Below are 24,085 nucleotides of genomic sequence, written 5' to 3'. Positions count from 1 at the left end.
ATCAACCACTCAACTTGGCAATATACTGTGATGCAATTTGACGCGATTTTTGATCAATATCGAGAATAATTTCGAGACTATTTGCTGCGATATGTTCAACTTTATTCAAACTATGTTCAACGACCCGTGGAATATCTAGAAAAGCAATTCGTTGATTTAAAAATGCAGCCACAGCCACTTCATTCGCAGCATTTAAAATTGTAGGTGCCACCCCACCTTGACTCATCGCATCTCGGGCAAGTTTAAGCGATGGGAAACGTTGTAAATCTGGTTCTTGAAAGTCAAGCTGAGTATTAAATACATTTAATGCAGGCACATCTGTTTGAATACGCTTCGGCCATGCTAAAGCATGCGCAATCGGCGTACACATATCAGGATTTCCCATTTGCGCCAAAGTTGAACCATCCACATATTGAACCATAGAATGAATAATACTTTGCGGATGGACGACGACTGTAACAAATTGTTCTTCAATTGAAAATAAATGACAGGCTTCAATCAACTCCAAACCCTTATTCATCAGCGTTGCCGAATCGACTGAAATCTTCTGTCCCATCGACCAATTAGGATGCTTACAGGCTTGTGCAGGAGTGACTTGTTGAAGTTGTTCTAAACTATGATTGAGAAATGGACCACCTGAAGCAGTCAATAAAATTTGAGAAACACCTAAGGTCGGCTGGCCATTCTTTTTAATTTCCAAATAATTTTGAGGCAGACACTGAAAAATCGCATTATGTTCGGAGTCTACTGGAAGCAACAATGCATGATGATCACGGGCCGCTTGCATCATAATGTCTCCAGACATTACCAATGCTTCTTTATTCGCCAATAAAACTCGTTTTCCAGCTTTCACAGCAGCCAAAGTGGGTAATAATCCTGCAGCACCGACAATCGCAGCCATAACCACATCAACATCAGTATGCTCAGAGACAGCAATTAACCCCGCCTCATCTGCCAAAATCTCAACATTTTGGATATTTTTTTGTTTAAAAATCGCTTGTAGTTCATCAACTTTAGTTAATGGAACGACAGCGATCTTAGGTTGATACTGTTTGCATATCTCACTTAACTCTTCAATTCGGCTGAACGCTGAAACAGCAAAAACTGAATAATCATCTGGATGTTGATCCAATATTTTTAAAGTACTTTGACCAATTGAACCCGTAACACCTAATATACAAACAGATTGAGACATCTATAAATCTACACCAATAAGTTTTAAAACATAAATACCTGCTGCAAAAATTGGCGCTGCTGCAAGTAATGAATCAATTCGATCAAGTACACCACCATGACCTGGCAACACACGACCTGAGTCCTTAATTCCAGCACGACGTTTAATCATCGACTCAAATAAATCACCCAGTACCGAACTAAATACAGTAATAATCGAAAGAAGAAGGAAAAGTAGATGTTGTGTTAACGACAAATTTAAATAAAGTGACTGAACCACAATGATGATCATTGCCGCAGTAATGATTCCACCAATCAAACCTTCTATCGATTTGTTTGGACTCACTTCAGGTGCGAGTTTACGCTTACCTAATTTACGACCAACAAAATATGCCCCACTATCCGCACCCCAAACAAGCAGGAACAAATACATTAACCACCAAGGTGAACTTGACCACACCTCAAAGATTGCTGTAACGGCAGCACTAATAATGACTAAACCAATAAAATTAAGACTTGGGTTATACCAACCATCATTAGATGGGTAACTTTTCACCCAAAAAAGACTGATTAACCACGTAACAATTGATGCACTCCATAGTAGCAGTGCTAAATCATTAAAATATAATGCTAAACCAGAAAAAAAGGCAGTTAATATGCCAAAGCATCCTGCTTTGATTTTATTCACTTGATCAGTTTGACGTGGCATGAGTTTGAACCACTCATATCCACCTACCCCTGCAGCGACAATCATTAACACCAACATTGGGTAAGGAGATATTGTAGCAAACATACAGCTTAGTACAACAGCAACCAAAACCAAGGCGGTAATTATCCGCTCAAACATTATTCGTTCTCTATTTTCTCTTGTTGAATTTGCTCTGACGTTTTACCAAACCGTCTTTCACGCCCTGAAAACACTCCGAAGGCATGATCCAGTTCTTCCGTGGTAAATTCAGGCCACAAAGTTGGAGTAAAATACAACTCTGCATAAGCGGACTGCCACAATAAGAAATTAGATAAGCGATAATCACCACCCGTACGAATCAAAAGATCCACAGAAGGCAAATCACCCAAACTAATCTGTTGAGCAAACAATTGTTCATCAATTTGTTCAACTTCTAGTTGCTGTTCTTTCACCATTTTCGCAAGATGTTGAGCGGCCTGTGCGATATCCCACATTCCCCCATAACTCACAGCAATGGTCAGTGTCATGTTGGTAAACTTAGCAGTCCTTTCTTCAGCGTGCAACATTAATTCACGCAACTCAGAAGAGAGTCGACTACGATCACCAATAAAACGGAGGGAAATTTCAAATTCGATCATACGAGGGATTTGCTCTCGAATTGTTTCTTTCAACAATTGCATCAGCAAATCAACTTCATATTGGGGACGGTTCCAGTTTTCACTGGAAAAAGCATAAACAGTCAGGGCTTTCACACCCACTTTACGACAATGCTCTACAATAGGGTCAAGGACATTTTTACCTTCACGGTGTCCATCACCTTTTTGCATTTCTTTCTTTTTGGCAAAACGATTGTTGCCATCCATAATGATGGCAACATGTTGAGGAATAATCTGTTCTTCAGAAATGGTCATCCGAGAGATTAAACCTTCATCAATTCAGCTTCTTTAGCAGCCAAACGTTTTTCAACTTCAGCTACAAATTTATCCGTGATTTTTTGAATGTCATCACCAGCACGACGCTCATCATCTTCAGAAATTTCTTTTTCTTTCAACAATGCTTTAATATCACCCAATACATCACGGCGAATGTTACGGATCGCAACTTTTGCATTTTCAGCTTCAGTACGTGCAACTTTCTGCATGTCACGACGTGTTTCTTCTGTTAACGCAGCCATAGGCACACGAATCGCATCAGCACTGATTGGGTTTAAACCCAAATCTGACTCACGAATTGCTTTATCAATTGCAGCAACCATTGAACGCTCAAAAGGCTGAACCAACAATGTACGAGAATCTTCAACACCTACGTTTGCTACTTGATTTAGTGGCACATCAGAACCGTAGTAAGACACCATAACATTATTTAAAATGGATGGATGCGCACGACCTGTACGAACTTTTGCAAAACCATGCTCTAGAGATTCTAGAGTTTTATTCATACGGTCTTCGCTGTCTTTTTTAAGATCGTTAATCATCTGATCTTCCTTACTTAATTTATCTAAAGTGTTGAGCTTAATTCAGGCTAGTATAAAGAGCTTTAACTCTCACGTACATTAGTTTGTAACGTGAGTCCCTTCTTTTTCACCCATAACAACTGAAAGTAGCGCACCAGACTTATTCATATCGAATACTTGCAACGGTACATTGTGATCACGACACAAACAAATTGCTGTCAAGTCCATCACACCAAGCTTCTCATCCAATACTTGATCGAACGTTAATGCATCATATTTCACAGCATCTTCGTATTTGCTTGGATCTTTATTGTAGACACCATCAACTTTCGTCGCTTTAAGAATAAGGTTTGCCTCAATCTCAATACCACGTAAACAAGCAGCTGTATCTGTTGTAAAGAATGGATTACCTGTACCTGCAACAAATACACATACTTCATTGCGCATTAAATGACGAATGGCATCACGGCTTGAGTATGATTCAACCACAGTACCGATTGGCAATGCTGACATTAAACGTGTTTTGATATTACGGCGTACCAATGCATCACGAAGCGCCAAACCATTCATTACAGTCGCCAGCATACCCATTTGATCACCTGTTACACGACCAACTAGACCATCTTTCTGCAATTGGCTACCACGGTATAAATTACCACCACCAACAACAATACCCACTTGCACACCTAAACCAACCAAGTGTGCAATAGATAAAGACATTTGATCGAGTACTTGAGCATCAATACCCATGTCTTTATTACCCGCCAATGCTTCACCAGATAATTTCAACAAGATACGCCCAAAGCGTGGTTTTTTTGAATCTAGCATCTCAAGCTCCGATATCTATTTATTTAATGTATTTTGCGTTGCTGTATGTTGTTTCGATTATGCCGATTTGATTTGAATCAATTCAGCAAATAAATCATATTCATCTGCATCTGTAATTCGCACTTCAAGCAAATCACCTGCTTTAATCAAATTCTTATCGATATCTTCAACAAAAACATTACCATCGATTTCTGGCGCATCTGCATATGAACGTGCAATCGCAACAGGGAATTCTTCATCTAAGTCATCAACCAATACCGTCATCGTTTGACCAATACGTTTTTGAAGCTTAGCAGCAGAAATCGCTTGTTGAACTTCCATAAAGCGTTCATAACGCTCTTGCTTAATTTCTTCAGGCACATGGTCTGGCAAATCATTTGCAGTTGCACCTTCAACTGGCGAATAAGTAAAACAACCTACTCGATCAAGTTGAGCGACTTGCAACCAATCCAAAAGCATTTGGAAATCTTCTTCGGTTTCACCTGGGAAGCCAACAACAAATGTAGAACGTAAAACAAGGTCTGGACATTTTTCACGCCAAACTTTAAGACGATCTAATGTATTTTCACTGTGTGCTGGTCGCTTCATCAGTTTTAAGATACGCGGACTCGCATGCTGGAAAGGAATATCCAAATAAGGCAAGATTTTACCTTGAGCCATCAGATCAATCACGGCATCTACATGTGGGTATGGATATACATAATGTAAACGCACCCAAATTCCTAACTCACCCAGTGCTTCGCACATATCGTAGAATTTAGTTTTAACTGGCTGCCCATTCCAAAAATCAAGTTTGTACTTCGTATCTAAACCGTAAGCAGAAGTGTCTTGGGAGATAACTAAAACCTCTTTAACACCCGCATTTTTCAAAGCTTGCGCTTCAGACAATACCGAACCTACTGGACGAGAAACTAAATCACCACGCATACTTGGGATAATGCAGAACGTGCAACGATGGTTACAACCTTCTGAAATTTTTAAATATGCATAATGCTTTGGTGTTAATCGAATACCTTGTTCAGGCACAAGATCGATAAAAGGATTGTGCTTTGGTGGCTCAGGTACATATTGATGTACTGCTTCCATTACTTCTTGATATGCAGCCGCACCCGTTACTTTAAGAACATTCGGATGCATTGCACGAATTTTGTCTTCATCTTTACCCAAACAGCCCGTCACAATAACACGACCGTTTGCACTCATGGCTTCGCCAATTGCGTCTAAAGACTCTTGTACCGCAGATTCAATAAAACCACAGGTATTTACAACAACTAAATCAGCACCATCATAATCTGACGCTACATCATAACCTTCAGTCTTCAACTGAGTTAAAATTCGTTCGGAATCGACCAACGCCTTAGGACAACCTAAAGAAACAAAACCGACTTTGGGGGATTTCATGAATCTGCACTCCACTATAATGCGCGTATTGTAAGACTTTTCGATTCATAAAAATAGCCGATACGCTATGAGAATATGCAACGCACCAAAATAATTCCGTTTATTTATTAAAATAATATTCTTGCACTCATATGGTGCAAAATGCTATTCATATAAGCTTATTTCTTTTTAAAGCACGCAATGCTGCTTAAAGTTTTTGTCATTTCAATCATAAATGAATAATAAAAGACTCATAACTTAAAGTTGGCTTGTATTTTGCTTTATTTGAGGACGCTTTAAGCAGAGCACTCCCTCTTAATGAGCAATTTTAAAAAGACAGTACTGTGATTGCGCTATTTTAATACAGGATTTTAAAGTAAATGGATCAACGACCACCAATTGACTATCGTCTACTCGTAGATAACTTAGCCACAGCCGTACTCTTGGTCGATGCAGAGCTTAATATCTTTTACCTTAACTCTTCTTGTGAAGCCCTTTTTGACATTAGCTTACTTCGAGCTCAAGGCTCACCTGTACTGAATATCCTTAAAGCGCCGAATGATAGCTTCAATACACATGAAGCCCTCATCAACTCTCTTGAAAATGGACAAGCATACACGCGCCGTGATGCCACTATTACCATCAATTTTAAAGATGTTCATGTCGATTATTCAGTTGCTAGACTGAGCACTGGTAAATCATACCACCCTTTGCTTTTGATTGAGCTTAATCCTATCGATCGAATGCTAAAAATATCCAAAGAAGAAAACTTACTTCAACAACATCAAGTTGCACGACAACTGATTCGTGGTGTCGCACATGAAATTAAAAACCCATTAGGTGGTATTCGGGGTGCAACTCAACTGCTTGCTCGCAGTTTAAATGATCCTCAATATGCAGAATTTACCGATATTATTATTAGCGAAGTAGATCGTTTAAGAAACTTAGCCGATACTATGCTTGGTTCACGGCAACTACCAAGCTACGAGCCTGTAAATGTTCACGAACCTTTAGAACGAGTACGTTCTCTGATTATTAACCAAACTAAAAAGAAAATTAAAATCACTCGTGATTATGATTTATCCCTACCTGATGTACATGCAGATCGAGATCAACTCATCCAAGTGATGCTCAACATCAGCGTCAATGCCGTACAAGCCATGACTGAAAACAAAGAGTTTTTCACAGAAGAACAACCTGAACTCATTTTAAGAACACGTATTCAACGCTTAGTCACCATTAATGGAATCACCCATCGCTCTACAGTTCGTATTGATATTGAAGACAATGGCCCCGGTGTTCCTGAAGAAATCTTAGAGTCAGTATTCTATCCATTAGTGACTGGTCGTGCGAAAGGGACCGGTCTTGGACTCAGTATCGCTCAGAATATTATGCATCAACACAACGGAATGATTGAATGCCAATCCGTTCCAGGAAAAACAATATTTAGCCTTTACATACCTTGGGAGCTTAAACATGTCACGAAATAAAATTTGGGTCATTGATGACGATCGTGCTATGCGCTGGGTATTAGAAAAAACATTCAAAGAAGAAGGTTTTGAAGTTACCAGTTTTGAAGAAGCACAATCTGCACTTGATGAACTCGCGGACAATACACCAGATGTGATCCTCACTGACATTCGCATGCCAGGTATTGATGGTCTAACTTTTCTAGGAAAAGTAAAAGGAAACTACCCTGATCTGCCTGTCATCATCATGACTGCACATTCAGATTTAGAATCTGCCGTTTCAAGCTATCAAACAGGTGCTTTTGAATACTTACCTAAGCCTTTTGACATTGATGAAGCACTTGCATTGGTCAATCGTGCCATCATGCACCTCAACAAATTACAGCAACAAGAATCTGCTAAAACAGTTCAACCGATTCAATCTACCGAGATCATTGGCGAATCACCTGCCATGCAGGAAGTTTTTCGTGCCATTGGACGATTATCACAATCTCATATTACCGTCTTGATCAATGGTGAATCAGGCACAGGTAAAGAGCTCGTTGCTCATGCCCTGCATCGCCATTCACCGCGTGGAAGTAAACCTTTTATTGCTTTGAATATGGCAGCGATTCCAAAAGATCTGATCGAAACAGAGCTTTTTGGGCATGAAAAAGGTGCTTTTACCGGTGCAAACTCACAGCGTCAAGGCCGTTTCGAACAAGCCAATGGCGGAACTTTATTCCTCGATGAAATTGGCGACATGCCATTTGAAACCCAAACACGTTTATTACGCGTATTGGCAGATGGTGAGTTTTACCGTGTCGGTGGTCATATTCCCGTACGCGTAGATGTTCGTATTGTTGCCGCAACCCATCAAGACCTAGAGAAACTGGTGAATGATGGACGTTTCCGTGAAGATTTATATCACCGTTTAAACGTAATTCGCATTCACATTCCAAAACTTGCGCATCGCTCTGAAGATATTCCGATGCTTGCACAGCACTTCTTAGCTCGTGCAGGTAAAGAGTTAGGTGTGAGTCCAAAAATTTTACGCTCTGAAACTGTTGAATATATGCAACAATTGCCTTGGCAAGGCAACGTGCGTCAACTTGAAAATACCTGCCGCTGGTTAACAGTGATGATTACAGGTCGTGAAGTTTATCCTGAAGACTTACCGTCTGAACTTAAACAGCTCCCGATTAATAAATCAGATGATCATCATGTATCTGGAAATTCTGAGCGTGTCGCAGTACAACATTGGGATGAATTGCTAAATCAGTGGGCTATTCAAAAATTAAAAAATGGCGAGATGAAGCTTCTTGATATAGCCACACCTATGTTTGAACGCACATTAATTAATGCCGCCCTCCAACAAACACGTGGGCGTAAACGTCATGCAGCGGAACTACTCGGCTGGGGACGTAATACTTTAACTCGTAAATTAAAAGAGTTGGGCATGGATACGGCTGAAGATGATGAAGAGGAAATAGCGATTCCACTTACTGATTCATCAATAACGTAATAGCAAGGCCAAAATAAATAAAAGCCTCAATTGAGGCTTTTATTTTAACTAAATTTCATCAAATCATGCAGCTTTACGGTCAGCAATTGGTACCACTTTACGTAGTTCAGGACCAGTATAATCTGCACTTGGGCGAATAATACGATTGTCTGCACGTTGCTCCATCACATGTGCAGCCCAACCTGTTACACGAGACATCACAAAGATTGGTGTGAACAGCTTCGTTGCAATATCCATGAAGTGATAAGCAGATGCATGGAAGAAATCTGCATTACAGAATAATTTCTTCTCACGCCACATCACTTCTTCACAACGTACTGATACTGGATAAAGCACAGTATCACCGACGTCTTGCGCTAATTTTTCAGACCAGATTTTAATGATGCCATTACGTGGATCATTATCTTTATAGATCGCATGACCAAAGCCCATAATTTTTTCTTTACGCTCAAGCTTACCCAACATTTCACGCTCAGCTTCTTCAGGAGACGTCCAGTTTTCAATCATTTCCATAGCAGCTTCATTTGCACCACCATGTAGTGGACCGCGAAGTGACCCAATTGCACCTGTAATACATGAATGCATATCAGACAATGTAGATGCACATACACGCGCTGTGAATGTAGATGCATTGAATTCATGCTCAGCATAAAGAATCAACGATACATTCATCACTTGTTCATGCAATTCATTTGGCTTTTCACCGCGAAGTAAATGCAAGAATTGCGCACCAATTGAATCATCATCCGTGTTTTCATTCACACGAACGCCGTCATGACTAAAACGATACCAATAGCAAATGATCGCAGGCAAGGTCGCAAGAATACGATCTGCTACATCTTGTTGTTGATCAAAAGATTGTTCTGTCTCAAGATTACCCAACATTGAAACACCTGTACGCATCACATCCATTGGATGAGAATCCGCAGGAATACGTTCAAGGACTTCTTTAAGCGCTTGAGGAAGCTGACGCAATGATTTTAATTTCGCTTTGTAAGTTGCGAGTTGCTCACTCGTTGGTAACTCACCAAAGAAAATTAAATAAGCGACTTCTTCAAATTGGCAGTTTTCAGCCAAGTCTTGAACATCATAACCACGGTAAGTTAAGCCAGCGCCACTCTTACCAACTGTAGATAATGAGGTTTTCCCTGCCACTTGTCCGCGCAAGCCTGCGCCGGTGAGTACTTTTCCTTCAGCCATTTTTTTAATTCTCCTGCTTAAACAGTTTATCTAATGTATTTTCAAAAGTGTGATAATCCAAAAACTCATACAGCTCTTTACGCTGTTGCATAATGTCTAGCACATTTACTTGCGTGCCATTTTTACGAACGGAATGCATCACTTCCAAAGCTGCTTTTTGCATTGCACGCGTTGCAGACAATGGGTAAAGAACCATTGCAATACCTTGCTCGCCCAATTCTTCTGTAGTGTAGTAAGGTGTATCGCCAAATTCAGTAATATTGGCTAAAACAGGTACACCCACCGCATCACATACAGTTCGATACATAGTGATATCAGTCATCGCTTCAGCAAAGATTGCATCTGCACCAGCTTCCACACATGCACATGCGCGATCAATCACAGCTTGAAGACCTTCTTTTTGCAGTGCATCTGTACGAGCCATCACAACAAAGTTTGAATCTGTTTTCGCATCTACAGCAGCTTTGATACGATCAACCATTTCCTGTTGAGATACGATTTCTTTATTTGGACGGTGACCACAACGCTTCTGCGCAACTTGATCCTCAATATGTACCGCAGCAGCACCAGCAGCAATCATTTGCTTCACAGTACGAGAAATATTGAACGCACCACCCCAACCTGTATCAATATCTACTAATAGTGGTGTCTCAACACGCTCAGTGATACGACGAACATCCTCAAGTACATTATCTAAACTGGTCATACCAAGGTCAGGTAAACCATAGGAATAATTTGCAACACCTGCACCTGATAAATAAATGGCTTTATAACCGACTTGTGTTGCCATCATGGCAGCATAAGCATTCACAGTGCCCATAATTTGTAATGGCTTTTCAATTTCTAATGCTTTTCTAAATCTTAAGCCTGCAGACGTTTGTTCTGTCATATCCTTTTCCACAGTTATTCTATAATTCTCGAGTTTTGAGTATAGCGATAATTTTTTATACGAAAATGACTTTATAGTGCTTTTGCTCTAAAACTTTAGTCATATAAAAATGAATTTTCATTCATTTATTGAGGCTTCTTTATAATCAGATTTTGATTGACAACTTTGCTATAATCATAACAACCCCAAAATACTTGTTGATATTTACTATTTATGATCAATTCATTAGCACAGATTGAATCGACTGGTTGCGATCTTCCGCATACCCGCCGTGGACTTGAGCGCCGTATGGCACTTTTGTTGAGTGCCAATACATTGTTCTTAAAACACGGTTACGATGCTGTTTCTCTAGATGACATTGTTCAACATGCGGGCGGTTCTAAGACTTCGATTTATAAGTATTTTGGCAACAAAGATGGTCTCTTCTCTGCGATCTGCGATTATCGCCGCGAATTGTTTTTTAAAGATATCTGTAGCTCTCATGACCCTGCAACTTTTGACCTTAAGTCTTATTTAATTAATACCCTTTTCAACTTTTATGCACATATTAAACTCCCTGAAAATGTAGCATTTATTCATTTGGTGATGGAACAAGCGCAGCGTAATTCTGAACTTGCCTTAAATATTCACCAAAAAGGTCCCAAAGAGATCCAAGCAGCGATTGCTGTTGCCCTTAAAAATGCTCACAACAACGGTGTAATAGTCTGTGAACAACCGCTTCATTCAGCACAATTTTTCTTTGGAATATTAAGAAATATCGAATGGCAAATTATTATGGGAATTCCAATCACTGAAACCGACGAAGAAATAACCAATTACATCACTTATTGTGTTGAACGCTTCTTAGACGCTCATCAAAAAGTCTAGTTTTTTTGCAATTCTTTTATCTTATAGTATATTAGTCGATTCTTTGATTTTCCTACCAACCAACAATCAATTGTAGTTATTCAATACCCGATTTGGCTTTGAAGGTACAATTATTGTGGAGTAACCATGGCTCTACGACATTTTCTTACTTTACGTGACCTTTCTACTGCAGAATTAAACCGCATCATCGAACGTGCGATTGAACTTAAACGCATGCAACATAATCATGATGTCTACCAACCTCTCGTTGGTAAAGTAATGGGAATGATTTTTGAAAAATCGAGTACGCGTACCCGCGTATCGTTTGAAGCAGGTATGAGCCAATTTGGTGGTAGTGCTATTTTCCTATCATCACGCGACACACAGTTAGGTCGTGGTGAACCTATTGAAGATTCTGCACGTGTCATTTCAAGCATGCTTGATATCGTAATGATCCGTACCTTTGGTCATGACATCGTGACTCGTTTTGCCGAATACTCTAAAGTACCGGTGATCAATGCATTAACCGATGACCATCACCCTTGCCAACTTTTGGCAGACGTTCAAACATTTGTAGAACATCGTGGATCAATTGAAGGCAAAACTGTGGCTTGGATTGGTGATGGTAACAACATGTGTAATTCTTATATTGAAGCAGCGCATATGTGGGGCTTCAAACTTAAGATCGCCTCTCCTAAAGGCTATGAACCTAAACCTGAGTTTCTCGCTGAATTTGCACATTGTGCAGAAGTGGTAGATTCAGCTGAAGATGCTGCTGTCAATGCTGATATGATCGTCACTGACGTATGGGCGAGTATGGGGCAAGAAGAAGAGCAAAAAATTCGTGAAAAAGCATTCGCTGATTATCAAGTCAATGAACGCCTCATGGATCTTGCACACGCGGATTGCCTATTCATGCATTGCTTACCTGCACACCGTGGCGAAGAAATTTCTGAAAACATGCTTGATCATAAAAATGCTGTGGTTTGGGATGAAGCTGAAAACCGCCTACATGCACAAAAAGCATTGGTTGAATTTTTGATTAATGAAAATCTGAAATAATTTTTATCCAATATAAGCGATAAAAAAGCCCACAATCATGTGGGCTTTTTGATGCACTTCATTTTTAATTAATGATCATCTTTCAAATATTCAGGTTCTTTAGGTAATTTCAAACTACATAAGAAACAAATAATCAGCATCACAATCACATAAATAAAGAAGGTGTTTTCAATGCCTGCTGATTTGAATTGCAATGCAACGGATGGCGCAGAACCACCGAAAATTGCATTACCTACTGCATAAGAGAAACCCACACCCAATGCACGCACATGCGGTGGGAACATCTCAGCCTTAACAATCCCACCAATGGAAGTATATAAACTCAGCAATAACATCAAGAAGATTAATAATGCAGCAACCATCATTGGAGTATCACTAAAGTAACGCATACCAATCGCCATCACTGGATAGATTGAGATTGCCATGAGTGAGCTAAACAATAACATACATAGGCGTCGCCCAATGCGATCAGACAAAGCACCAAAGAAAGGCTGCGCAACCATCAATACAAAAATACAGCCCGTCATGATGAGTCCGACTGTTTTTGAATCCATTCCAATATTGGTCAGGTACGTTTTAGAATAAACCGTAATCACATAAAAACTTAAAGAACCTGCTGATGTATAACCAACAACAAGTAGGAATGTTTTCCAATGGTTTTTAAAGAGCTCTCTTAAAGTACCTGATTCCTCTTTATCACTATCTTCAGTCGACAGCGTTTCTTCCAAGCGACTACGCGCCAGTAAAGAAATAATTGCTGCCACACCACCGATTACAAATGGAATACGCCATCCACCATCAAGTAATTGCTGTTCTGACATGAACGCTAAGAACAGAACACCCAATAGACTTGCTAAAAGTTGACCACCCGTTAACGTGACATATTGAAAAGATGAGAAAAACCCACGCTGTCCTTTCAGCCCTAACTCACTCATATACGTAGCAACAGCACCGTACTCACCACCTACCGATAAGCCCTGCATTAAACGCACTAAAAGCAAAAGGAATGGCGCTGCCATACCCACTTGCTCATAGGTCGGGAGTGCCGCAAATAAAAATGAACTGACAGCCATCAAACAAATCGAGATAACCATCGACTTTTTTCGACCATGCTTATCTGCAATGCGTCCAAACAACCAACTACCAATTGGACGCATAAAAAAGCTTGCTGCAAATACACCCCAAACGTAAATCGCCTGAGTAGATGAGTCCATATCTGGCGCGGTTAGCGCTTTAGTAAAATAAACTGCGAATACTGCATAAATATAAAAATCAAACCACTCGACCAAATTCCCCGAGGCAGCACCCACGATGCCTTTTATTCGACTTGATTTTTCTTGCTTGGTATAGACCTGACCCATATATGCATCCTTGTAGAAATATTATGTGCAAAACATGGAAATTGGGATCATCATTTTTATGAACCGTATTTTATAAACCACAGTGCTCTAAAACTATCTTTTATATTTCCGACTGTTATATTTCATTTGAAAAATTATGGGACATAAAAACAACTCAATTCCACGACCAAATATTGATCTCAAAAAAAATTAGATACAATATATTTATCGTAATAAATCAATACAAAATAATCACAAAAAGCTTGTAGAACGAATAAATATCGCCTTTGCTAGTAAATTAAATAATTTTTTTAATATATTTTTCAATTAATTAAAATCAATATTTCCACACTACTTCAATAGAATATTTTTATTCTCGCTTCGAGTCATTTATGCCTATAATAAATCCATAAACTGAATAAGTGATTGAGGGATTATGCGCCTACTATCTTTGGCTTTAGCAATTGGCTGTTTGACCATGACGAGTACTGTCTATTCTGCAAATGAAAAAGGAACTGAATTTGATCAATATCTGCTTGAAAAAAATATTTTAGATCCTCAATTTAAAATTAAGAACAAAACTGCCCTAGATGAAATTTTACTTGCGATGAGTGAAGAGGATTCACGTACCCTTCCGTATCAAGTTGATCAAAATATGATTATGGAAAAGATGAATTCAACATCTAACCACATTCAAATCGAAGGTGTTATTACAACTTCAGACTTTGAGCAATTTGAAAAAGATGTCGGAACTAAAGCTGTAAAAACTTTAATCAAAAAGAATTCATTGCAAAATTGTGATTTACTTTTTGAACATACTTTTCAGCGTGTCAATCCTTACGACTTAAATCTGAAACTTGCATCGAGCGATCAAGTCTATGATATCAATATTAAAAATACCGAGTGCACGTTCAAATAATTCTTGTTTTATCTCTTTTATTTCATCTTACAACCACAAGGCTAATTTATCGAATCAAACCTTGTGGTTGCAATATAATTAATGCCGCTCCGACCAGTACTACTGCTCCACCGATAATATCCCAGCGTGTTAAATCAACTTGATCAACAAATCTCAACCACAGCAATGCACTAAAAATATAAATACCACCATAAGCCGCATAGATACGACCAGATGCAGTAGGATGCAATGTCAATAACCATACAAATGCGGCAAGTGCCAAAACTGTAGGAACCCAATACCAATGGCTTTTACCTTGGTTCAGAATCAAATATGGAAAATAACACCCTAAAATTTCCATTAGTGCCGTCACAAAAAACAATGCAAAGGTCGAGATAATTTTTGTGACCTGAAATTCCATGATGCCCAAACTCTCATTTAAGTTGAATAAAACAATGTGTTAAGGTTTTTTGCTTAAAATTACATTGTGCTCAAAATAAAATAGCCCGTGAATGCACGGGCTATTTTATTTAATAATGATTAAGCGGGTTCAGCAGTTTGATCTTCAAAAACTTCAAGTTTCAAACCAACAGCTTTACCATTTTCTTTTTTCGCTGTGACTGAAACATTACCGCCATTTTCAGCCAACTCACCAAACAGAATCATTTCAGCCAAAGGTTTCTTCAAGTGCTCTTGAATCAGACGCTGCATTGGGCGTGCGCCCATTAAACGATCATAACCTTGCTCAGCCATCCAATCACGTGCAGATTGATCAACATCAAGTACAACTTGCTTATCATCCAACTGCGCTTGAAGTTCAGTTAAGAATTTATCCACCACCGACTCAATCACCGTCGTTGGCAACGCTTTAAACTGAATCACACCATCTAGGCGGTTACGAAATTCAGGAGAGAATGCTTTTTTCATCGCCTCTTGATTGTCATTACTGTTGTCTTGCTCAGTAAATCCAATACTTGTACGAGAAATACTTTCCGCACCAATATTCGTCGTCAACACAATAATCACATTACGGAAATCTGACTTACGACCATTATTATCGGTCAATGATCCATGATCCATGACTTGAAGTAATAAGTTAAAAACGTCAGGGTGTGCTTTTTCAATTTCATCTAGTAAAAGCACACAATGTGGATTTTTATGAATTGCATCAGTCAGTAATCCACCTTGATCATATCCAACATAGCCCGGAGGTGCACCAATTAAACGTGATACCGCATGGCGTTCCATATATTCAGACATATCGAAACGAACCAACTCCACACCAAGCAGTTTAGCCAGCTGTTTCGTTACTTCAGTTTTACCCACGCCTGTAGGACCTGCAAATACGAAATTACCGACTGGTTTATCTGGTGCTTTCAAACCTGCACGAGATAATTTGATTGCAGATGCAAGCGCTGTAATCGCTTCATCTTGACCAAATACAACACGTTTTAGATCACGTTCGATATTTTCAAGAACCGATTTATCATCTTTAGAAACAGTCTTAGGTGGAATACGTGCAATTTTAGACACTATATCTTCGATGTTTTCAACTGTGATGACAGTGCCATCCTGCTCAGCTTTCAAACGACGTTGAGCACCCGCTTCATCAATCACATCAATTGCCTTATCAGGCAAGAAACGATCATTGATAAATTTAGCAGATAATTCTACAGCTGAAACTAAAGCCTTATCTTCGTATTCCACATGATGGAATTCTTCGAACTTAGACTTCAATCCACGAAGAATATCAATTGTTTCGGTAATTGATGGCTCATTCACATCAATTTTTTGGAAACGGCGTGATAGTGCGTGATCTTTTTCAAATACTTGACGATATTCTTGAAATGTCGTCGAACCGATGCAACGTAAAGTTCCATTTGCCAATGCCGGTTTAATTAAATTAGATGCATCCATTGTGCTACCCATGCTTGAACCAGCACCAATAATCATATGAATTTCATCAATAAATAACACTGCATCGGGTTTCTTTTTCAATGCATTTAAAAGTTGTTTCAAACGCTTTTCAAAGTCACCACGGTATTTAGTACCCGCAACCAATGAACCAATATCTAAACTGAAGATTTCAGCATGTTCCAAAGGTTTCGGCGCCTTACCATTCACGATCAACCAAGCTAAACCTTCCGCAATTGAAGTTTTACCTACGCCTGGATCACCCACGAGCAGCGGATTGTTTTTACGGCGACGACATAAAATCTGTGCTGCGCGCTCAATTTCTTTTTCACGACCAATTAAAGGATCGGTTTTACCCTTTTGCGCTTCGACATTTAGGTTCACCGTATAAAGCTCTAGAGGTCCTGCATTTGCAGAAGCACCCGACTCACCATCAAGGTCTTCAACCTCTTCCTCAACTTGAATTTCTTCCTTACGACCACCGTGAGAAAGATATTGAGTCAATGTCAAACGATTAATTTGATGACGTTTAAGTAAATAAACTGCAAATGAATCACGTTCTGAGTACATTGCAACTAGAACATCTGCACCCTCAACAGTACGATCTCCACCACTCGATTGCACATGAAAAATCGCGCGTTGCAAAATACGGTCAAAGCTTTCTGTTGGATGAGGCGCTTGTTCGCTATTTTCACCCAATTTAGGGGTATGTTGTTCTACATACTCTTCTAATTCTTTACGTAGGCTTACAATTTCCGCACCACATGCTTTCAAAGCATTTACCGCAGAGTCATTGTCTAATAATGCTAATAATAAATGTTCTACTGTAAGAAACTCATGTCTCTTTTGACGAGCCATGCTTACAGCCAAACGTAAAGAAACTTCTAATTGACGACTGAGCATGAGATCCCCTTATTCTTGTGGCTCGATTTGACAAAGTAATGGATGACCTTGTGAGCGAGCATAATTATTAACTTGAGTGGCTTTGGTCTCGGCGATGTCTCTTGGATAGACACCAGCAATACCTTTTCCTTCATAATGTACTGTTAGCATTACTTCGGTTGCTTGGTCAAGATTCAATCCAAAGTATTGTTGTAAAATTTCAATTACAAAATCCATTGGTGTGTAGTCATCGTTAAGTAAAACTACATGATATAAAGGTGGACGTTTAAATTGTGGTGGTGCTGTTTCAACTGCCAAATCACCATCGGAATGATCTGGATCTACATCGTTGTTTTGCGAATCGCCTAAGCGTGGATTAAAGTGCCAATCAACATAACCAGTTTGGTGAAATGAGGATTTAATTTCATTTAAGCTCATATGACGCTTGTTTCTTCGCATAATTAAAAATCTACTACTGAGAATTTGCAGCAGCTTGCGGGACATCCGCAGCCAATGCAGGACTGTTTTCTATTGCTTTCCCACGCCCCCAACTAAAGCGCTTAGTCACAGGGGTAGAACCTTTCACACGAATTTCAATAAACTGAGGAGTAAAGCCTTTAGGCATAGTCCAACGACCAGTTAAACGCTGAAAATCTTCAAAGTTATAACGATTTTCAGAAATCGGCACAACCAATACTTCAGTGCCTTGAATTAAACGTAATTCAATCTCACCCGCAGCGCGGCGCTTATTCGGGCTGACTTGAACCAAATCAACCTGATACTCATAAATATTTTCAGGTAATGGTAAAATCGCAAGGTTTTGTACAGTTAAACTTAATCCACCACGTTGTCGAAGCACTTCACGATAAATCGCACTCATTCCTTCAACTTGCACTTTATCTGCCTTCGCTTGATTAAATGAAGCAAACAAATCATTTGAATTACCAACTGCAACATCACGCTCTTGGACTGCCAAATTCAAATTTTTATTGAGTTCAGACAATTCATGCTTTTGTTTCGCAACCACTTCGACCAATTGCTCAGCATCAGCATCATAACCTACTACAGTTAATCCTTGGCGATGACCGACCGTATAACCTAACAATACGCTACCTGCGCAAAGAACAACACCACCCACCAACAGTGGCATATTTCCTTTTAAGAACGACTTTTTAGTCTTCTTATTCGGTTGCGGTAAGTTATGAATTTCTGCGTTAGACATCGTTATCTCTAAATATTATTAGTATCAAAACACACATTTAACGCTAAAGTTAAATGTGTGTGAAGTTGAAAAGCGTTTTTTATGGTAATAATCCGATGCCTTGTAATCCAGCATCTTCTGCAAAGCCAAACATTAAGTTCATATTTTGAACCGCTTGACCTGCTGCACCTTTCACCAAGTTATCTTGCACAGACAATACCACCAACTTCTTAGGTTGAGGTTTGTACAACGCAATACGTAATTGGTTTGCACCACGTACAGAACGTGTTTCAGGTGAACTATTTGCTGGCATCACATCGACAAAAGTTTCATTCGCATAGAATTGCTCATATAAACTTTGTAAATCAGCTTGATCACCTGCATCAGTTAAATCCACATAAATCGTACTGAGCATACCACGAATCATTGGTACCAAATGTGGAACAAATACAATGTGATCAAACACATCTTTTAGACCTGAAATATTTTCTAAAGCTTCAACAATTTCAGGCTGATGGCGATGCCCTGCCACACCATACGCTTTAAAGTTATCTGCATTTTCAGAGTAGATCATACCCAAGCTTGCTTTACGACCTGCACCTGACACCCCTGATTTTGCATCAATGATAATGCTTTCAGGTTTCACAAGTGTTTCAGCTTGCTTAAATAATGGCGCAAGACCTAATTGAACCGTCGTTGGGTAACAACCTGGGTTACCAAGCACTTCGGCTGTTTTGATCTTTTCACGATTGAGTTCAGACAAACCATAGACTGATTCTTTTAACAACTCTGGACAAGCATGCTGCATACCATACCATTTTTCGAATTGTTCAAGATCTTGCAAACGGAAATCTGCTGCCAAATCGATGACTTTGGTATTTGCAGCCACTAATTCTTCTGCATGTTTCATGGCCACGCCATGTGGAGTTGCAAAGAACACAACATCACATTTTTTAAGTGCATCAATATTTAAATCTGAATAGCAAAGATCAGTATGTCCGCGTAAGCTTGGGAACATATCATCTACACGGCGACCATCTTCAGTTCGAGATGTTAATACATCTACACGTACGTTTGGGTGTCGTAGTAAAAGACGTAACAATTCGACGCCTGTATAACCTGTACCACCTACAATACCAACTGAAATCACGATCTTTACCTCTATTCAAATGTATCCATTTCAAGTGGATTAGTATGACAGGAAGTTAATGCTTTCAAAACCATTTTAATATTTTTAATAATTCCAAGCATGCACTAGGGTCAATTCAAAAAACAAAATCATTTAAATTTATGCGACACAATTAGACGCATCTTATTCATTTCACCTTTAATATGAAAAATTTAATTAGTAAATTTAATAAACAACTTAAGTAAAAATGAGAAATTTTATGCAAGAAACTATAGATCTATTCAAATTAGCATTTGAACATTCTTCTCCAGCTTTTATTTTTTTAGCAATTTTAACAGCTATAACATTTAAAGCAAAAAACATACTTTACAGCTTCATAGAAATTAAGGATTTGTCGAAAAAAAGATTAATTCAAAAATACGAAACTTTATCAAACTTTACTGAGAAAAGTTTCTTACAGTCACCCTTAAAGGAAAATTATCAACGTCTATGTGAAGAATCACAAATTCATGCGTTAATAGGTTGTCAGTATTGCTCAAAAGACATAGCAAATTTTATATTAAGTAGAAAAGATATCAACAATGCACTTAACACTTACCATAGAGTTAAAAATGAAATAATTGTCCAAAACTCTGTTGTTACACCAAAACACAAATTTGGTAAATTTAGAATCAATTTCAATTTATTTTTCGGAAATATTTTTTATATCACTTTAAGTATGCTTGCATTTTTACCACTATTGTTTCCAAGTCTTTCAATCATTTTCAACACACCACTAAATATAAATTTTAACTTAGAGATATTTGTAGGATTAACACTCTATATTATTAGTATTTTTTCATTTGCTTTATTTCTACTCAATGAAAGTTTCAAACCTAAACTTGCAAAAATATTTTGTGAACTGCCGTAAATAAATATTTTAATCACCACCACCACGGCATCGAACTTGTTTTCAATATTTTTCGATGCTGTTGATAATTCGCATCATGCTTCGCAACTTCAGCCCAAAAATTCTGACCATGATCAAAATGCTTGGTATGTGCCAACTCATGTACAGCAACATAACGTGCAATTTCTTGCGAAAAAAGCACCAAACCACTATTCAACATAATGTCATGCTTAGACGTACAACTCCCCCAACGGGTCTTCGGCTGACGAATAGCACATTGACCAAAAGGCAAATCACACTCTTTTGAAATTTGGCTTAAATAATGAGGTAAATAATCTTTAGCATACTGAATAACAAAAGCCTTTAAATAAACGTCAGGCTGTCTATCCGAAATACTCAAATGCAATGAATCGCGATTTAAAATAAAATTTTGCTTTTGTGTTGTATAAGAAATCTGTAAAGGCTGATTTTGATTAAACAATTGTAATTCGGTAGGAAGAACTTTGGATTCATTCTTTTGAATGACCTGACTTTGCTGTTTATTCCAGGTTTCAAGCAACCAACTTTCAGATTGATCAATAAATTTTTGAATTTGAGATTTGCTACAAAATACAGGTGCAGTAAGGCGGATTTGATGCGGTTCAACGCGCAGTCTTAAGCGTGTAGATCGTACATTTCGAATGATTTGAATTTCGGGAAGATCTGCTAAAGTCATCGTATTATTTTTCAAAACCCTATTGATTCAATCTCTTCTTATTTTTAGAAACCTCCTTTATATGTTAAAGGAGGTCTTTAGCTTACTAATAAATTTTTATAGATTAGATCGCAGTACGTTCTTCAATACCATTGTCTGTAGCAACCACAGCAACATCTGCTTTATTGATTGCAAAAATACCGTTACACACGACACCTGGGATATCATTGATATCTTTTTCAAGTTGTAAAGCATTTAAAATATTCAAGTTATGAACATCTAAAATCACGTTACCATTATCAGTGACTACGCCTTCACGGTAAACAGGATCACCGCCCATAGATACAATTTTACGTGCTACAGCAGAACGTGCCATTGGAATCACTTCAACAGGAAGTGCAAAACCACGACCCAGTTGATCAACCCATTTAGAATCATCTACGATACAAACAAATTTCTTCGCGATAGAAGCCACAATTTTTTCACGTGTAAGCGCAGCACCGCCACCCTTAATCATGTGCATGTGACGATCAATTTCATCTGCACCATCAACATACGCGTCTAAACCGCCTACATGATTCATATCTAGCACTTCAATGCCAAGTTTTTTAAGGCGTTGTGCAGTCGCCTCTGAACTTGCAACAGCAGCTTCAAGCTGAAGTTCTGGTAACAATTCGATTAGGAAGTTTACAGTACTTCCTGTACCAACACCCAAAATACCGCCTTTAGGCAAGTGTTTTAAAGCCGCTTTAGCAGCAGCTTGTTTCTTTTCATCTTGGGTTGCATACAGACTCATAACTTGGCTCAACTATTTTTTGACATTTGATGCTGATTTTACAGCCCAAATGCACAGGGGTTTGTTACAATAAAGCCCTATTTTAAACTGTTAGATGGAAAATTAACATGCTGTCTCGTTTGGTTCGACAAATATTACAAGCAACAGTCTACGATGTTGCAATCGAAACCCCACTCGAATCAGCGCCACGAATTAGTGAAAAGCTCAATAATAACATTCGCTTTAAACGCGAAGATTTACAACCTGTCTTTTCTTTTAAGCTACGCGGTGCTTATAACCGTATTAGCCAACTTCCTAAGTCTCAGTTAGAACGTGGCGTTATTACCGCTTCAGCAGGTAACCATGCACAAGGCGTGGCATTGTCTGGTCAAAAACTGGGAATTCGCGCGATTATTGTGATGCCTAAAACCACACCTGATATTAAAGTTCAGGCGGTGAAACGCTTAGGTGGTGATGTGGTATTGCACGGTGATTCTTTTGATGTTGCCAATAAATACGCCATTCAACGTGCCAAAGATGAAGGGATGACTTTTATTCCACCCTATGACGATGAACTCGTTATGGCAGGTCAAGGAACTATCGGTAATGAAATTTTACGTCAATGGCGTGATGTCGATTATGTATTCGTTGCTGTAGGCGGTGGTGGTTTGATTGGTGGCGTTGCGGCATACCTTGGTGATGTTGCACCCCATGTCAAAGTGATTCCTGTTGAATATGATGAATCGGCATGTCTAAAAGCGGCTTTTGAATCAGGTGAACGTGTTATTTTGCCTTCAGTGGGTCTGTTTGCCGATGGTACAGCTGTGGCTCAAATTGGTGAAAAGCCATTCGAAGTGATTCAGTTGATGAAATCGGATAATTCAGGCCCGATCGTTGAGCGTGAAGTGGTTTTGGTCAATACTGATGAAATCTGTGCTGCAATTAAAGATACCTATGACGAATGTCGTAGCATTGTAGAACCTTCAGGTGCAATGGCTTTAGCAGGTATCAAAAAATACGTGGCTGAACACGGTTTAGAAAATAAAAATCTCGTGTCGATTGTCTGCGGCGCAAATATGAACTTTGACCGTTTACGCTATATCGCAGAGCGTACTGAGCTTGGTGAACGTAAAGAAGCGATTTTTGCTGTCACCATTCCTGAAGAAAAAGGTTCATTCTTAAACTTCTGCCGTGCCTTACAAGGGCGAAACATTACTGAGTTTAACTATCGTGCAAGTCATTCTTCAGCGGCTCAAGTCTTTGTTGGCATTAGCCTAAAAGGTGGTGAGAAAGAACGCCATGAAATCTTCGACACTTTAAAATTCCATTATGATGTCGACGATTTGTCTGATGATGAAGTTGCAAAATTGCATATTCGTTATTTGATCGGTGGTCATGCAGATATTGAAAACGAACGTTTGTTCCGTGTGGAGTTCCCTGAACGTCCAGGTGCATTACTGACTTTCTTAGAACGTCTTGGTCCCACACATAACATCACCCTGTTCCATTATCGTAATCACGGTGCTGCTGAAGGTCGTGTCCTTGTGGGTCTTGAAGCAACAGATGCTCAACAAAACCCAGATGGTTTGATTGAAACTCTGGAAAGCATTACTTATCCATATGATGAGATTACCAATAACTTGGGTTATCAACGTTTCTTAAAATAATCATTTATTCATCCTACTTGTTAAAAGAGTCTTTTATAAGGCTCTTTTTTATTTCTTAGATTTAGTTTCTTAAATTTTATCTCTCCGATTTGAATTTTAAAGAATACTTTCAAATACACTGCAATAGAAATTTGTGGCATAAATCTATCAAATTCAGGTTCAAAAATATAAACTCACTTCAAAGATATAAAACCAATTTTGAAT

General features: G+C 38.8%; 23 protein-coding genes. 7 read left to right on the top strand and 16 right to left on the bottom strand.

What is annotated here, in order from left to right; genetic code table 11:
• Position 1: 1 nt before the first annotated feature.
• The 6 genes from ispC to rimO all read right to left on the bottom strand — a co-directional run bounded on the left by ispC (position 2) and on the right by rimO (position 5,543).
• Positions 2-1,195, bottom strand: coding sequence for a 1-deoxy-D-xylulose-5-phosphate reductoisomerase (ispC, locus tag AC5YDM_RS02100; RefSeq protein ID WP_496150484.1), 1,194 nt, complete (start codon positions 1,193-1,195; stop codon positions 2-4).
• A complete protein-coding gene (locus AC5YDM_RS02095; RefSeq protein ID WP_496150483.1) occupies positions 1,196-2,020 on the bottom strand; it encodes a phosphatidate cytidylyltransferase in 825 nt (274 codons plus the stop codon). It lies immediately after the preceding gene.
• Positions 2,020-2,772 carry a polyprenyl diphosphate synthase gene (uppS, locus tag AC5YDM_RS02090; protein WP_496150482.1) on the bottom strand — a complete coding sequence of 251 codons (753 nt, stop codon included), beginning with the start codon at positions 2,770-2,772 and terminating at the stop codon, positions 2,020-2,022. The genes AC5YDM_RS02095 and uppS overlap by 1 nt, the downstream gene beginning before the upstream one ends.
• Before the next feature lie 8 nt (positions 2,773-2,780).
• Entirely contained in the window at positions 2,781-3,335 is a 555-nt protein-coding gene (gene frr, locus AC5YDM_RS02085) for a ribosome recycling factor (RefSeq protein WP_496150481.1), read from the bottom strand.
• Positions 3,336-3,413: 78 nt separating this feature from the next.
• Entirely contained in the window at positions 3,414-4,142 is a 729-nt protein-coding gene (gene pyrH / locus AC5YDM_RS02080) for a UMP kinase (protein ID WP_496150480.1), read from the bottom strand.
• A gap of 57 nt (positions 4,143-4,199) precedes the next feature.
• Positions 4,200-5,543, bottom strand: coding sequence for a 30S ribosomal protein S12 methylthiotransferase RimO (gene rimO / locus AC5YDM_RS02075; protein ID WP_496150479.1), 1,344 nt, complete (start codon positions 5,541-5,543; stop codon positions 4,200-4,202).
• Between the two features lie 359 nt (positions 5,544-5,902).
• Between rimO and glnL the strand changes: the two genes are divergently transcribed.
• On the top strand, positions 5,903-7,012 hold the full coding sequence (gene glnL, locus AC5YDM_RS02070) for a nitrogen regulation protein NR(II) (protein WP_496150478.1): 1,110 nt from the start codon (positions 5,903-5,905) through the stop codon (positions 7,010-7,012).
• The gene (gene glnG, locus AC5YDM_RS02065) at positions 6,999-8,495 is read left to right on the top strand and encodes a nitrogen regulation protein NR(I) (RefSeq protein ID WP_496150477.1); all 1,497 of its coding nucleotides are present in this window, start codon (positions 6,999-7,001) and stop codon (positions 8,493-8,495) included. Before glnL ends, glnG begins: the two co-directional genes overlap by 14 nt.
• Before the next feature lie 63 nt (positions 8,496-8,558).
• On the opposite strand, the gene prpC is transcribed toward glnG, so the two are convergent.
• Both prpC and prpB read right to left on the bottom strand, forming a co-directional pair.
• Positions 8,559-9,695, bottom strand: coding sequence for a bifunctional 2-methylcitrate synthase/citrate synthase (prpC, locus tag AC5YDM_RS02060; protein ID WP_496150476.1), 1,137 nt, complete (start codon positions 9,693-9,695; stop codon positions 8,559-8,561).
• Positions 9,696-9,699: 4 nt separating this feature from the next.
• Positions 9,700-10,584 (bottom strand): methylisocitrate lyase, encoded by an 885-nt coding sequence (prpB, locus tag AC5YDM_RS02055; RefSeq protein ID WP_496150475.1) that lies wholly within the window; start codon positions 10,582-10,584, stop codon positions 9,700-9,702.
• Positions 10,585-10,797: 213 nt separating this feature from the next.
• Here prpB and AC5YDM_RS02050 point away from each other — a divergent pair, with 213 nt between their 5' ends.
• Positions 10,798-11,451, top strand: coding sequence for a TetR/AcrR family transcriptional regulator (locus AC5YDM_RS02050; protein ID WP_496150474.1), 654 nt, complete (start codon positions 10,798-10,800; stop codon positions 11,449-11,451).
• Positions 11,452-11,577: 126 nt separating this feature from the next.
• Entirely contained in the window at positions 11,578-12,492 is a 915-nt protein-coding gene (gene argF, locus AC5YDM_RS02045; protein WP_496150473.1) for an ornithine carbamoyltransferase, read from the top strand.
• Positions 12,493-12,560: 68 nt separating this feature from the next.
• Here argF and AC5YDM_RS02040 read toward each other — a convergent pair whose 3' ends face one another.
• Positions 12,561-13,853, bottom strand: a complete 1,293-nt coding sequence (locus AC5YDM_RS02040) for an MFS transporter (protein ID WP_496150472.1) — start codon at positions 13,851-13,853, stop codon at positions 12,561-12,563.
• A 415-nt stretch (positions 13,854-14,268) separates the two neighbouring features.
• Between AC5YDM_RS02040 and AC5YDM_RS02035 the strand changes: the two genes are divergently transcribed.
• Positions 14,269-14,751, top strand: coding sequence for a hypothetical protein (locus AC5YDM_RS02035; RefSeq protein ID WP_496150471.1), 483 nt, complete (start codon positions 14,269-14,271; stop codon positions 14,749-14,751).
• A gap of 46 nt (positions 14,752-14,797) precedes the next feature.
• Here AC5YDM_RS02035 and AC5YDM_RS02030 read toward each other — a convergent pair whose 3' ends face one another.
• The 5 genes from AC5YDM_RS02030 to argC form a co-directional block, all read right to left on the bottom strand.
• Positions 14,798-15,151 (bottom strand): YnfA family protein, encoded by a 354-nt coding sequence (locus AC5YDM_RS02030; RefSeq protein WP_496150470.1) that lies wholly within the window; start codon positions 15,149-15,151, stop codon positions 14,798-14,800.
• Positions 15,152-15,270: 119 nt separating this feature from the next.
• Positions 15,271-17,547 (bottom strand): ATP-dependent Clp protease ATP-binding subunit ClpA, encoded by a 2,277-nt coding sequence (gene clpA / locus AC5YDM_RS02025; protein ID WP_496150469.1) that lies wholly within the window; start codon positions 17,545-17,547, stop codon positions 15,271-15,273.
• 9 nt (positions 17,548-17,556) lie between these two features.
• Positions 17,557-17,985 (bottom strand): ATP-dependent Clp protease adapter ClpS, encoded by a 429-nt coding sequence (gene clpS, locus AC5YDM_RS02020; protein ID WP_496150468.1) that lies wholly within the window; start codon positions 17,983-17,985, stop codon positions 17,557-17,559.
• 13 nt (positions 17,986-17,998) lie between these two features.
• Complete coding sequence (locus AC5YDM_RS02015) at positions 17,999-18,748, bottom strand: DUF6776 family protein (protein ID WP_496150467.1); 750 nt, start codon at positions 18,746-18,748, stop codon at positions 17,999-18,001.
• A gap of 79 nt (positions 18,749-18,827) precedes the next feature.
• Complete coding sequence (argC, locus tag AC5YDM_RS02010) at positions 18,828-19,877, bottom strand: N-acetyl-gamma-glutamyl-phosphate reductase (RefSeq protein WP_496150466.1); 1,050 nt, start codon at positions 19,875-19,877, stop codon at positions 18,828-18,830.
• A 238-nt stretch (positions 19,878-20,115) separates the two neighbouring features.
• Here argC and AC5YDM_RS02005 point away from each other — a divergent pair, with 238 nt between their 5' ends.
• Complete coding sequence (locus tag AC5YDM_RS02005; protein ID WP_496150465.1) at positions 20,116-20,766, top strand: hypothetical protein; 651 nt, start codon at positions 20,116-20,118, stop codon at positions 20,764-20,766.
• A 13-nt stretch (positions 20,767-20,779) separates the two neighbouring features.
• On the opposite strand, the gene AC5YDM_RS02000 is transcribed toward AC5YDM_RS02005, so the two are convergent.
• Together AC5YDM_RS02000 and rpiA are read right to left on the bottom strand one after the other, a co-directional pair.
• Complete coding sequence (locus AC5YDM_RS02000; protein WP_496150464.1) at positions 20,780-21,460, bottom strand: M48 family metallopeptidase; 681 nt, start codon at positions 21,458-21,460, stop codon at positions 20,780-20,782.
• A gap of 103 nt (positions 21,461-21,563) precedes the next feature.
• Positions 21,564-22,235: a ribose-5-phosphate isomerase RpiA gene (gene rpiA, locus AC5YDM_RS01995; RefSeq protein WP_496150463.1), complete on the bottom strand. Its 672-nt coding sequence runs from the start codon at positions 22,233-22,235 to the stop codon at positions 21,564-21,566.
• A 107-nt stretch (positions 22,236-22,342) separates the two neighbouring features.
• Between rpiA and ilvA the strand changes: the two genes are divergently transcribed.
• A complete protein-coding gene (gene ilvA / locus AC5YDM_RS01990) occupies positions 22,343-23,881 on the top strand; it encodes a threonine ammonia-lyase, biosynthetic (RefSeq protein ID WP_496150462.1) in 1,539 nt (512 codons plus the stop codon).
• The last annotated feature ends 204 nt before the right edge of the window (positions 23,882-24,085 follow it).

This window comes from Acinetobacter sp. CY81, from assembly GCF_059515925.1.
The sequence above is the reverse complement of the archived record's forward strand: the minus strand, read 5'-3'. Positions and strand labels throughout refer to the sequence as shown.